The 12653-nt window shown below is 58.2% G+C and carries 14 protein-coding genes; 8 read left to right on the top strand and 6 right to left on the bottom strand.

Annotated elements, in window-relative coordinates; genetic code table 11:
- Positions 1–949 (top strand): ABC transporter substrate-binding protein (locus tag EOA75_RS18400; RefSeq protein WP_127324839.1); only part of this gene is annotated, 949 nt, incomplete at its 5' end.
- Between the two features lie 285 nt (positions 950–1234).
- On the opposite strand, the gene EOA75_RS18395 is transcribed toward EOA75_RS18400, so the two are convergent.
- The 6 genes from EOA75_RS18395 to EOA75_RS18370 are packed head-to-tail and all read right to left on the bottom strand — an operon-like array spanning position 1235 to position 6758.
- Positions 1235–2272: a phosphatase PAP2 family protein gene (locus EOA75_RS18395; protein ID WP_164747438.1), complete on the bottom strand. Its 1038-nt coding sequence runs from the start codon at positions 2270–2272 to the stop codon at positions 1235–1237.
- Positions 2273–2319: 47 nt separating this feature from the next.
- Positions 2320–2838 carry a prepilin peptidase gene (locus EOA75_RS18390; protein ID WP_127324837.1) on the bottom strand — a complete coding sequence of 173 codons (519 nt, stop codon included), beginning with the start codon at positions 2836–2838 and terminating at the stop codon, positions 2320–2322.
- Entirely contained in the window at positions 2835–3383 is a 549-nt protein-coding gene (locus EOA75_RS18385) for a tetratricopeptide repeat protein (protein WP_127324836.1), read from the bottom strand. Before EOA75_RS18385 ends, EOA75_RS18390 begins: the two co-directional genes overlap by 4 nt.
- A gap of 52 nt (positions 3384–3435) precedes the next feature.
- Positions 3436–4386 carry a type II secretion system F family protein gene (locus EOA75_RS18380; protein WP_245466670.1) on the bottom strand — a complete coding sequence of 317 codons (951 nt, stop codon included), beginning with the start codon at positions 4384–4386 and terminating at the stop codon, positions 3436–3438.
- 15 nt (positions 4387–4401) lie between these two features.
- Positions 4402–5373, bottom strand: coding sequence for a type II secretion system F family protein (locus EOA75_RS18375; RefSeq protein WP_127324835.1), 972 nt, complete (start codon positions 5371–5373; stop codon positions 4402–4404).
- Positions 5373–6758 (bottom strand): CpaF family protein, encoded by a 1386-nt coding sequence (locus EOA75_RS18370; RefSeq protein ID WP_127324834.1) that lies wholly within the window; start codon positions 6756–6758, stop codon positions 5373–5375. Before EOA75_RS18370 ends, EOA75_RS18375 begins: the two co-directional genes overlap by 1 nt.
- 496 nt (positions 6759–7254) lie before the next feature.
- Between EOA75_RS18370 and EOA75_RS18365 the strand changes: the two genes are divergently transcribed.
- The 7 genes from EOA75_RS18365 to EOA75_RS18335 all read left to right on the top strand — a co-directional run.
- Positions 7255–7434 carry a Flp family type IVb pilin gene (locus tag EOA75_RS18365; protein ID WP_127324833.1) on the top strand — a complete coding sequence of 60 codons (180 nt, stop codon included), beginning with the start codon at positions 7255–7257 and terminating at the stop codon, positions 7432–7434.
- A gap of 73 nt (positions 7435–7507) precedes the next feature.
- A complete protein-coding gene (gene cpaB, locus EOA75_RS18360; RefSeq protein ID WP_127324840.1) occupies positions 7508–8542 on the top strand; it encodes a Flp pilus assembly protein CpaB in 1035 nt (344 codons plus the stop codon).
- Between the two features lie 70 nt (positions 8543–8612).
- On the top strand, positions 8613–10058 hold the full coding sequence (locus EOA75_RS18355) for a type II and III secretion system protein family protein (protein ID WP_127324832.1): 1446 nt from the start codon (positions 8613–8615) through the stop codon (positions 10056–10058).
- Positions 10045–10332 carry a hypothetical protein gene (locus tag EOA75_RS18350; protein WP_127324831.1) on the top strand — a complete coding sequence of 96 codons (288 nt, stop codon included), beginning with the start codon at positions 10045–10047 and terminating at the stop codon, positions 10330–10332. The genes EOA75_RS18355 and EOA75_RS18350 overlap by 14 nt, the downstream gene beginning before the upstream one ends.
- A gap of 69 nt (positions 10333–10401) precedes the next feature.
- Entirely contained in the window at positions 10402–11916 is a 1515-nt protein-coding gene (locus EOA75_RS18345; RefSeq protein WP_127324830.1) for a pilus assembly protein TadG-related protein, read from the top strand.
- 4 nt (positions 11917–11920) lie between these two features.
- Positions 11921–12448, top strand: coding sequence for a TadE/TadG family type IV pilus assembly protein (locus EOA75_RS18340; protein WP_127324829.1), 528 nt, complete (start codon positions 11921–11923; stop codon positions 12446–12448).
- Positions 12449–12450: 2 nt separating this feature from the next.
- Positions 12451–12653, top strand: a 203-nt coding sequence (locus EOA75_RS18335; protein WP_164747437.1) for a TadE/TadG family type IV pilus assembly protein, incomplete at its 3' end; no start/stop codon positions are given.

Below are 12653 nucleotides of genomic sequence, written 5' to 3'. Positions count from 1 at the left end.
CGGCAGGAAGATGTATGATGCCGCGCGGCTGGCAATGGCCGATCTCGGCGACAAGCTGGTGACGCTGACCATCGAGGACACGCGCGGCGACAGCGGCTATGCCAAGGACCTGGCGGTGAAGGCGATCACTTCGGGCGGCGTGAAAATCGTCATCGGGCCGGCCGAGCTTGCGGCGGCGCAGCACCTTGCCAAGCTCTCCGGCACGCAGCGGCCGCCGGTGCTGGCGCTGGCCGACAATTTCGCCGGCGGCCCCGGCGTCTATGCGGTGCGGCTGAGCGAAGCCGACAGCGCGGCGGCGGGCGCGGCAGCGATTGCCGGCAAGGGCGCCAAGAAATTCGTGCTCCTGGTGCCGGCGGGCGCGAACGCCGGCGCCGTCGAGGCGCGGGTCGCGAACGCGCTCAGCATCTATGGCGCGACGCTTGCCGTGACGCTTCCCTATTCGGCGTCGGACGCCGCCAAGGTGGTGTCGGACATGGGTTCGCTGGTCGAGGCGCCCGACGCCGTCGTCGTCGCCAGCGGCGACGGCAGCCCTGTCGCCGTGCTGGCGGCGCTCAAGGCGAAGGGTATTCCGGGCAAGGCCGTGAGCCTGATCGGCACCGAACGCTGGCTCGAGCGCCCAATCGATCCGCTCTATGAGGGCGCCTATATCGCGACGCTCGACCAGAGCGAGACCGGACCGATCGCCGACCGTTTCAAGGCGACCTACAACTACCAGCCCGACGTCAACGTCGCCTACGCCTACGACATGGTGGCGCTGTCGGCCGGCATAGCAAGCTCGGTCGGCCCGAACGGTTTCTCCAAACAGGTGCTGGAGAACGCCAGCGGCTTCCGCGGCTCGACCGGCCTGTTCCGCTTCCGCGCAGACGGCTCGAGCCAAAGATCGATGCCGTTTTTCAAGGTGGAAAAGCGTAGACTGAAGCTGGTGGGGAAACAGACCGCGGGGTTTTGAAATTTCAGTTGGGTGGTGGGCAGTTGGATTTTCTTAGAAAGCTTCTGATTTTGGCTATTGTCGGCGCGGTGGGGGCTGGCGCCGTCGCGCTTGCCGAACGGCTGATGTTTGAGGCTCCGAGACCAGCTGCGGCCGGCGAGCCCATCATACCGAAGAAGCCGGTTCGGCAATGGAAATGGCGGTTGACCTAGTTGTCCAGCTGCCTCGGACCTGCTCTGCATCGCAACTACAAGGTAGTGCGAAGTGGATCCGCGCTAGCGAAGGGCGCGCCAGTATAAATTGGCCTTAGCTAAATTTGGAGCTTTTCGACAACCATCCCGTGAGCGTCCAGATGACTGTCGTCGCTAGCATGGAAGCGTACCCATCAATCGCATAGTGCCAAGCCAAGTGCACGGCGCCCAGCTGAGTTACAACTAGAAAGGCAACGCCAGTCCAACGCAATATACCGCCAAACCGCCAGAGGAAGACTGCGTTCAACGTGGCTATGGCAAGATGCATCGAAGGGAAGGCAGAAATTCCGCTACCCATGTGGGGACCGTCTGACGCTGCATTAGCGAGAAGCATGTTCTGGGCGTGTAAAGCCCATACAGGGTAAACATTGTTCGTTGTCTCGAGGTAGTCCATAAGCGGCGCGAAGGTGCCGTCACCGAAGAACGGCATGACGAAGGCGGGACCAACCGACGCAAATATCGTCGCTGCAATATTTCCGAGGATTGCCCACGTCAGAACAAAAGCCACCAGATAGCGGGAGCGAAGGCGATCGTTGCCCACTGAGAATATGACGCAAAATAAGACCACGAACATAAATATAAACCAAAGATTATAAAATAAATTAATTATAAACGTTACAAGCCCAAACCCCAATATTGGGTGAAATAGCTTCCAAGCATCGACACCGAAATTCACAAATCTATCTATTTCAATTAGCTTCCAGTCCGCATAAAATGGCACCATCCTGCTTATGCCGGCTTTCATACTTGTGAAAACCGAAAAAAATATTGGAAACACTATTAAAACTGGAACGCCTCTTATTATTCTTTCGTTAAGCCTATATTTTCTGAGCTGCGCTTTTATCTGTGGAAATATCCGCTCCGGCCGACTAAGCATTACGCGGACAGAGATAGTTGAAAACAGGACGACTGCAACAGCGCAGCCGAATACCCAGAAACCTTGATTGTAAAGCTTCACGTCAATGGGGATTCCCCAATGTTCAGCTGCGAAAACCGCAAGGAACATATACGTCGCGATCGCAATATAAAAGGAATTGTTTGCGCGCCACGCTGCGAGGCTACCGCTATTAAGTGTGACCTCTGTCGTTTGCATTCTAATCAGGTCCAGCTTAGCTTGGCTGCACGCGCTATCGCAGTCCATCACACATGAGCATAGACGCTATTCGTGAGCACCAGCACTATCGTGCAGATCGCGGCAAGCGAGATTGGCACTCCGAACGGCACGACACCCTTACGGTCTAGGTGCTGAACGTAAATGCGAAAAGCCCCCTCGGGCAGCATGAAAGGAAATTTTATGATGGCGGCAGTAGCGAGCGCAAACAGCAGAAGCAAAATCGAGAAGAAGGCAAGGCCAGTGCCTCCAATCACGAATGGAATAATCGCCATCAGCTTCACGTCGCCGGCGCCCAGCTTCCGCAAAGCCCAGAGAGGAAAGAGAACGACGAACAGCAGCAATCCGGCGATTGCAGTTAATCCCATGTCCCACCAAGACCCGGCCTGGACGGATATCAGCTGCAAGGAACCGACACCCAGGCAAAAGAGCAGGAGCACCTCAGGGTTCGATATCTTCTGAGTTTTGAAGTCGGTCCAGGCTATCCTGGCAAGCAGCGGGATCGCGAGTGCCTTGAGCAGGAGCGATACGGCGAGCAGAGGGCTCATGACCGCTCTATGTTGCGGACGCTGGATGACAGTAGCTTCAGATTGTTGGCCACGGTCGGGTCGTTTGGCGCAAGCTCATAGGCCTTGAGGAAATTTGTGCGCGCGTCCTGCAACTTGCCGCGCAGCAGATAGGAGTAGCCGACATTGTTATAGTATTCCGGCGTCGCGCCGAGCAGCCGATAGGCCCGGCCATAGGCCATGTCAGACAGATCGAAGCGCCGGATGCGGTCGCAGGAAGCAGCAAGGCCCAGCCAGGCGACGCCATCATTAGGCGCCAAACGTGTCGCCTTGTAGAATAGGGCCCCGGCGTTGCCATAGTTCTCGGAGCGGAACTGGGTTTTGGCCTCGGTGACGGCCTGGTCCGAGGCATAGTAGTCGACGTCGCTGACGGTCTTCAGCCCGTCGAAGGCATCACCGAAGGCGGTGTAGTCGCCCTTCGCTGGCTCGTTGGTGCGAACCACGCCGTCCGCGGTGTCCTTCCCGTTCGTCTGACAGCCGGCTAGTGCAATCATTAACAGGCCGGCCGCGGCGATCAGCTTCTTCATGTAGTTTCCCCGAGAGTCCCCCGACCCATATAGGACCAAAGCACATGTTCAACTAGAAGAAAACGCCTTTCATGCGTATGATCACAGGCAACATGACCACCATCAGCACAACCGGGAAGATGCACAGGCCCAGGGGAATCATCATCTTGACTGGTAGCGCATTGGCCTGCTCTTCCGCGCGCATGATTCTCTGGTTGCGCATTTCGTCGCTGTAGACACGCAACGCCTCCGTCAGGCTGGTCCCGAGTTCTTCCGATTGACGAAACAGAACCGCTAGAGCCTTCGCTTCTTCCAGCCCAATGCGATCAGCCAATTCGCGCAGGGCTTCGCGCAACGGCTTGCCGGCGCGCAATTGGAGATTCATGATCGAAAGCTGAATGCCAAGCCATTTGTGAGTGCCCGCAAGTTCGTTCCCGACTCGATCAACCGCAGCCTCCAGGCTCATGCCTGCATCAGCGCAAGTGATCATCATGTCCATGAAGTCAGGAAAGCCACGCCTGTAGATCTGTTTCTGAGTATTCTCAAAGCGATCAAGCATGATGCTTGGGATAACAATGCATCCCAGACCGATTAGAGCCGCACCCGCAAAGGCAAATACACTAGGCAATCGAGGTGGCAGCATGTGGGAAAACATGGCGTAGCTGACGAGAAAGCCAATGCACACCGCGCCCAGACGAGAAATCGTGTAGATGATTGGGGCACTTGGCTGGTGGAAGCCGGCACGAAACAGCTTCGCCTCCAAGGCATTGGGTTCGCCACGCTCTTTCTCTAGGGCACGAAAATATGCCTCGACCGGCCGCTGGGCCGAAATCCTGTTAATCTCCTGCTGAGCCGTCAACGAGCGGCGACTCGTGATGCCTTCTGATAAAAGACTTTCAGCGATCCGCTTCCTCGTCTGAAAGACTGGCATCAATATCAGAGCAACCAGCAGGAACAGAGTGCCCGCGGCCAGGAACACAGCAACCGACAGCAACATCGGCGAATTTCCAAGGTCGTTCAGCAAGCCGATGCCCCAATCTCAGAAATCGAAATTGACCATGCGATACATGATGTAGTCGCCCAAGAGCGCCCAAGATCCGAAGATGACGAAGACCGGCCAAATGAGAGGGCTGCTCCAAACATCACCATAGTAGCTTGGGGCGATTCCCAACAAAATGAAGAACATTAGCACCGGAAAGAGAGAAATTATCCACGCTGACATTCGGCCCTCGGCCGACAAGGCCCTGATCTTCAGCCGAAGCTTGCGCCGCTCGCGCAGCACCGACGCGAGATTGGACAGAATTTCGGTAAGATTGCCGCCGGTCTTTGCCTGAATGGAAAGTGACACCGACAAAAGGTGCAATCCTTCGAAACCGACACGCTCCGATAGCTTGCGCACGGCCTGCTCAAGGCTGAGGCCAAACGAGATCTCGTCCGAGACAATGCCGAACTCGGTGCCAAGAGGATCCGGCATTTCGCGTGCCACAAGCCCGATCGCCACCGTTGTTGGATGACCGGCGCGGAGGGAGCGCACTATCATGTCGAGCGCGTCAGGAAGCTGGGTAGCGAATTTGCTTATTCGCTTGTCTCTAGCCCGCCGCAGCACAAGGAAAGGCAAAGCGAATGCAACAAATAGGAAGATGAGACCCGCGGCGGGAGCCGAGAACCCCAGCAGGAGTGTTGCGACCATCGCAACCACGAGTCCTGCCAGGATGAAGACCGCTGCGAAACTGATTGGATTGCCGGTTATGCCGGACTGCGTGTAGAGGCGATTAAGGGCTACGGCGCCGAAGGCAAAATCCCCCGAAACGGTCAACCCCCGCTCCTGGAGAAGTCCTTGCAGGCTTCGTTCTGCTGGAGCATCCTCGCCCATAACCTGAAGGCGGCGGTTTATTATGCCTGCCCTTGCGCGTGTCCCGGCGACCGAAACGTACATAACCTCCACGGCGAGGATGACAGAAGCCGCGGCTAGCACGTAGACCAGATAAAGTAGCGTTTGGCCGGAAAACATCAGAGCGGCACCTGCGGATTGAAGGCGTCCTTGGCGAAATGGTGCCCCAGGGTCGCCACTTCAGCTGCAAAACGCGGCCGCACGCCTGTGGCGCGAAACTCGCCGATAATCGTGCCGTCCGAGGCGATATCGCGACGAACGAAATGATAGATCTCCTGCAACTGGACCACGTTGCCCTCCATTCCGGTAATCTCCGAAATCGAAACCACTCGTCGTCCGCCGTCGGAAAGGCGTTGCGTCTGCACAATTATGTCTATAGCCGAGGCGATCTGCGCCCGGATCGAATCGTTGGTCATCGGCATGCCGGCCATACCAACCATTTGCTCGAGACGTGAGATCGCATCTCGGGGCGTATTGGCGTGAATGGTTGTCATCGAGCCTTCATGACCGGTATTCATGGCCTGCAGCATGTCGAAGGCTTCCTCGCCGCGCACCTCGCCGACGATGATGCGGTCCGGCCGCATGCGGAGCGCGTTCTTCAACAACTCACGCTGACGGACCTCGCCCTTGCCTTCAACATTGGGCGGACGTGTCTCCAGCCGGCCGACATGCGGCTGCTGCAATTGCAGCTCCGCTGCGTCCTCGATCGTGACCAGCCGCTCCTTGGGAGGGATATAGCTCGACAAAGCATTCAGCAGTGTGGTCTTGCCGCTGCCGGTGCCGCCCGAGACCAGGATCGACTTACGCGACTGCACCGCGATCCGCAGCAGCTCGACCATGGGTTGGCGGATCGAGTTGAATGCCATTAAGCGTTCGAGCGAATAGGGATTTTTGGAGAACTTGCGGATCGAAACCAGCGGGCCATCGACCGAGATCGGCCGTACCGCGATGTTGACGCGCGAGCCGTCGTCGAGACGCGCATCGACCATCGGCGCCGATTCGTCAACACGCCTGCCGATATTCGAAACGATCTTGTTAACAATCCGAAGGAGATGCGCCTCGTCACGGAATCGGATTGAGGTCTCCTCCAAGACGCCGCGGCGTTCTATGAACACGTGCTTGTGTGTGTTGATCAGGATGTCGGCGATGGAGTCGTCCTTGAGCAGAGGCTCGATCGGACCGAGCCCAAGCATCTCGTCCGCCGTGTCGCTGGTTAGCTGATCGAGCTCTCGCGCGTTCAGCGGCGTGTTTCGGCCACGGACGAATTCGCGCACGATCGGCCGGATTTCATCGAGTATCTCGTCCTTAGAAGCGTTTTCAAGGGCGGTCAAATTGAACCTGTCGATGAGATGCCTGTGCAGATCCACTTTAAGTGACAGAAAATCGTCGGTAGCCGGCTCGGACTGGACCGGCTGCACGACCACCGCGCCATTGGGCGTCGCAGGCACCTGCGTTGATTGCGGTGCACGCTGCTCACCCGGCCCTTTGATGAAGCGACCCAACATGTCGCCGAACCCCTTCTGATTTCCCCGACCTCGAAACTAAGCGTTAACCACGAAGGGCACAAGCGGCGTAGAGGACACACGAGAAGTATTACTTGCGACATAGTTAAAAAAGACGCACGTGAGAAATCGTTCTATTTCGCCTCGTTCCTGGCGCGCTGACCAAAGTCTTAGGACCTTTGTCGCCCCGGCCACACCTGTTCGCCTAAGTTGCAAGATATAATGATTTATGCGTCACCGCTAATGCGGCGGAGCCTTCGGCCGAACGAGGCAGAATTATGAACGAATGGTTAAGATCGCTTGAAAAATGAAGCGAATCAAGCTCTTGTGAAAAATGAGAAGCCGTCGGATCGAGTATTGAAAGATTAACGGACTGTTAATCCGTTTGACTCGGCTTTTTTGCGGGACAAGGATTGAACGTGACGGGGGATGCTTGGGTATGGGGTTCATCCTTAGGCTCGTCTCGTCGGGTTCAAACCTCCAAAAGGGAGAAATTGGCATGAAGAAGCTCATGACGATGGCCCGGCAGTTCCGCGACGATGAAAACGGCGCTGCTATGGTCGAATACACGGTTCTTCTCGGCATTATCACCGTAGCCGTGATCGCGACCATTATCCTGGTCGGTGGCTGGGTGAGCGGCAAGTGGACCGCATTGTACTCGGCGATTTCGGGTACGTAATCGATAAGCAGTGGAATCATCGACGCCAGGAAAATGCCTGGCGTCGATGGTTGTAGTTCAGCGGGGGCTGGCGATGCGCGCGAATACTGTAATCATGATCATTCTCGCCGGAGTTTTCGGCGTGCTGGCAGTGGTGCTTGCTAATATGTGGTTAGCAAACCAACGCAGCGCCATGGCTAAGCCCGGTGCCTTGGCACGTGACACCATTGTAGTGGCTGCTACGCCGCTCAAATTCGGCGACTCGCTGAGCGCCGACAAACTGCGCGAGATTGCTTGGCCTGCAGGCGCGGTTCCAGCTGGCGCCTTCAAGACGACCAAGGAACTTTTGGCTGGCGAGGGCGCTAAGCAGGCGCTTCAAGCGATTGGTGTCAACGAGCCGGTTCTCGCCACCAAGATCACCGGCCCGGGCCAGCGTGCCACGCTCTCGGCGGTGCTGGCGCAAGGCATGAAGGCCGTCTCCATTCGTGTGAATGATGTCCTCGGTGTTGCGGGTTTCGTTTTCCCTGGCGACCGTGTCGATATACTTCTGACCCGCAACGTGCGCGGTGAAGGCGGTGCCGACAGAAGCTTCGTCGACGTGCTGCTGCAAAGTGTCAAGGTGCTGGCCGTCGACCAGGTTGCCGACGAAAGCAAAGAAAATCCTCAAGTGGTGAAGGCGGTAACCGTCGAGGTCAGCACCAAGGATGCGCAAAAGCTGACACTTGCCGCCGGCGCCGGCCAGCTGTCGCTGGCGCTCCGCCAGGCTGCGGCTGGGAACGGCGAGACGACGGAACGCGTCACCCTCGCCGACCTTACCGGCGATACGGCCGACGATGTTGCCAAGAGGCAGGCCGAGCTCGATCGGCAGAAGGCTGCAGACGCCGTGGCCGCAGAAGAGCGCAAGCGCGCCAGCGAGAAGATTGATGGCTTGGCCCAGGCCGTGGAACGGGTTGGAAGCCAGATAGATCAATTGAGCAAGGTGAAGCCAACTGTGGCGCCCGCACCACAACCCCAAGAAGTTGTAAAGGAAGTTGTAAAATATGTGCAGCCGGAACCGCCAGCGCGGGCTACAATCGGAGTATTTCGCGGCGTGAAGCTCGAAACATACGACGTGCCGCGACAGAGATAGCGAAAGGCGCATTCGGATAGGGGGATCCGGGTGGGTCCGCTGGAATGGATCCGCAAGGGGGACGATCTAGATGCGAATTTTTCGGGGATCATTGGCCGCTGCCGCTCTGGCCTGGTCCTTTACTGTGTTGCCGCTGAGTCCTGCGGTTCATGCCGCCGACCGCTTCATCGATGTGTCGAGCCCGTCGCTCCACCGAGTGTTCGTGCCCGTTTCCCAATCCGCCACGATCCAGGTCAATGCCACGCTTGGCGATATCGTCGTCGGTGACGAGAAGATCGCCGATGCCCAGCCGATGACCGACAAGACGCTCTACATTATTGGCAAGAGCGTCGGCACCACCACGGTTAACCTTTTTTCCGAGGACAAGCGCTCGCTGGGCGCCATCCAGATCGAAGTCGGCCAGGATGTCAGCGACATGGCAGCAGCCATTCGCCAGGTGGCGCCCAAGGCCCGCATTGAAATCGGTTCGATCAACGGCAAGGTTCGACTAAGCGGCCATGTTAAGGACGCCGCGACATTGGCATCTATTGTGGAGGTGACACAGCAGTACGGCCCCGACGCCATCATCAACGCAGTCACCATCGACGACAGCGAGCAGGTAAATCTGTCGGTGCGCATCCTCGAGGCCAAACGCAATGCCGGCCGCGATCTCGGGGTGTCGATCAGGAGCACAAACGGGAGCGGTACGACGCGAACCGGTACCGGTATAGCGGCTGTCGACGAAGACAATGTAGTGCTCGGACCTGGGAATTTGGTCACTGGGCTTTTGTCGAACTCGAATCCCTTCGCCGCACTGATTACCCGCGTCATCGACAGCAACATCAAGGTGGACCTGATCATCGAGGCGCTGGAGTCGAAAGGCGTGGTGCGCACGCTGGCCGAACCCAATCTCACCACGGTTTCCGGCGAGACGGCCAGCTTCAACGCCGGCGGCGAAGTGCCGGTCCGAAGCGTCAATAGCCAGGGCGAAGTCGAGATCGTGTTCAAGCAGTTCGGCGTCAATCTGAACTTCACGCCGGTGGTGCTGGATGACGGCAAGATCCATATCAAGCTTGCGCCCGAAGTGAGCGACCTGACCGGCTTCACCTCTGCCGGCGACCCGATCTTCACCAATCGCAAGCTGTCGACCACAGTCAACCTACGCGACGGCCAAAGCTTCGCCGTGGGCGGTCTGCTCTCCAGCAAGAACACCAGGCTGCAGGACCAGGTGCCGTGGCTCGGCCAGGTGCCAATCATCGGGGCGCTGTTCAAGAATTCGAGCACGCAGAAGGAAGAGACGGAGTTGGTCGTCATCGTGACGCCGCATCTTGTGCGGCCGGTGAAGCCCGGCGAGCAGTTGGCGACGCCTTTCGACAAGACGAAGCCCTCCAACGATCCGGAGCTTTTCCTGCTCGGCCAGCTCGAGGTCAGCAAGGATATGATCAGGAAGTATGAGCACGGCGATGGTGTCACCGGCCCCTATGGCCACATGCTGGATGTGAAATCGAAGGACAAGCTGGTCTATGTCAAGAAGTAAGCTTCTGCTCGTCCTGCTCGGTTCCAGCCTGCTTGGAGGCTGCGCGGCGGACTATCTGAACAACTACGACACGATGACGCTAGCGTCGGGCGACTCGCAGAAAGCCAACCAGCTGCTGCAGACGGTCGATCCGTACAATCCGGCTTCGAACAACACGAAGATCGAAGGCGACGGCGCACGGTCCGTCGGCGTCGTGCAGAAATACAAGCTTCCGCCAGCGCCGGCGCCGACGACGAACATGACGGTCAATGTCGGCCCGACGGGTACGCAGTGAAATGAACGAAAGGAAGCGGTTGTATCAGGCATGCGAGGAGCCTGACACCAAGGGGTAAAGGGTAGGGTCATGTTGGGGACCATACGCAGATTTTGGCGAGATCAGCGTGGCATAGCGCTGCTGCTCGTTACCATCATGTTGCCGGCGATCATCGGCTTCTCGCTCCTGGCGATCGACATGAGCCGGGTCAACAACATGCACAACGACCTGCAGAAGGCAGGAGACGCAATGGCCCTCGCCGCGGCTGCGGAACTGGATGGCCGCACCGACTCTATCGTACGCGCCGATCGGGCCCTAGCGACCCTGGTGAGCAACCAATATACCTTCTCGACAGCCAACGTTCCGCAAACATTGCTCGCTGCCGGAGTGACGAGGACCTACCTGCGGTCCCTGCCGGCATCTGACAGTACCGCTATCGCAGCAGCCAATATCATCGCCGACGAAGTCACGGATGCGCCGAACGCGAGGTTCGTCCGCGTGACCGTAACGCCCGTTGGCTTCGCAGCCATATTCCCAGCATCATTCTTGACCGGAAACGCCGCGAACAACAGCTTCAATGTCGGAGCGGTCTCTGTCGCAGGGTTTACCTCCGGTGTCTGCAACTACACGCCCGTCTTTATCTGCAATCCCTATGAAATGGTCAACGGCACCAATTCCGCCGGCGGCGTTACGCTTGAGCAGGCCGTAGCCGATCCGTCCATCCGCCGGCGCCTGATCGAACTTCGTACAGTCGGAAACAATGCCGCATACGGCCCGGGCAATTTCGGGTTCCTGGCGCCGCCGGACGGTGTCGGCAATGGAGCGCAGGCGCTTGCGCAGACGATCGCAACGTCGAGGCCGATCGGCTGTTATTCGTCCCAGGGCGTGAGCACCAAAACCGGCCAGAACACCGGCCCAATTCAGGATGCGTTCAATGTACGATTCGGCATCAATCCCAGCGGCAATGCCTTCAACAGTTCGGAGTACGGCCCCGCCTCGAATGTGCGGAAGGGAGCGTCGACCGGCGGGAATGGTAATGGAAACGGGAACGGGAACGGGGGCGGAAATCAGTGTCCGTCGTACAATCAGCTGACATTTAACGCTACCGGCAACATGGGACTGCCGCGCGATGCCACCACTCCATACATGGGCGGCCGCATGGGCGACGGGAACTGGAACCTGTCCAGCTATTGGAGCACCAATTTCGGTGGGACCAGCTATCCTTCTTCTTGGGATACGACGAAGCCGACCCGGTATCAGGTCTACAAGTACGAGACAGCGAATGGTCTGGTAGGTCATGCCTCTACGGGCGGCGAAGTGGGAACACCGCCGAGTTCCTGCCAGCCGCCGGTGACATCCGTCGATCGTCGTCTCCTTTACGGCGCGCTTCTCAACTGCAACGCGCTGGAAGCGGCCGGGAACGATCTGAACGGCAACAGCACCAATCTTCCCGTCGAAGCGTTCGCAAGCTTTTTCCTGACTGAGCCCGTTCCGGGTGCCAGTGCGGGGGGCTCCGTTTTCGTCGAGCTCGTCGACATAACGGGTCGCGGCGGTGCAGGGACGCTCGACAGTTTCCTCCGCGACGAAGCCCAGCTTTATCGGTGACGAAATGCTTGGCCTCATCCTTCGTCATCTTGCAAGATTTCGGCGCGACCAACGCGGCGCAGTGTTGATCGAGATGACCCTTGTCGCACCGTTGATGCTTATGCTGTCAGCTGGCGTGTTCGAGTTCGGCAATCTCATCCACGACAAGCTTCTGATGGAGGCCGGACTTTCCGACGGAGCCCGTTTCGCTGCGCGCTGCAACAGCCAGATTTACACGGATGCTGGGCTGGCGGCGATAGACTGCGCCGACATAGCCACCAACATCGCTGTCTACGGCAAGCCGGCCATAACTCAGACGGACGTTGCGCGAATCTCAGGCTGGGACAAAGCCAACGTCACCGTAACGATCGGGACCGGCTGCCACGATGCGGTAGTTGCCGGTGTCACGCAGTATAGATCCACGACGGCGCAAGTCTGCATCGTCCAGGCGGACGGCACCTACGCTTATAGCGGCGTGGGGCTTCTGTCGCTCGTCGGTATTGGTTCGATCACGCTGAGCGGCTCACACCAAGAACGGTTGATGCGGTTCTGACCATGATCGGGCGTTTCGCAAAATCCGAGGAGGGCGCGGCCATGGTCGAGATGACCATCGTCGTCACCTTGCTCTTTGCGTTGACGCTCGGCTTCGTTGATTTCGGCTACGCCTTCTATCAGTGGAACGCCGCCACCAAGGCGGTCCAAGTCGGGGCGCGGCTGGCCTCAATATCGGATGCCGTCGCGACCAATCTTGCTACCGC

This window comes from Mesorhizobium sp. M1A.F.Ca.IN.022.07.1.1 (genome assembly GCF_003997575.1).
GTDB lineage: Bacteria > Pseudomonadota > Alphaproteobacteria > Rhizobiales > Rhizobiaceae > Mesorhizobium.
The sequence above is the reverse complement of the archived record's forward strand: the minus strand, read 5'-3'. Positions and strand labels throughout refer to the sequence as shown.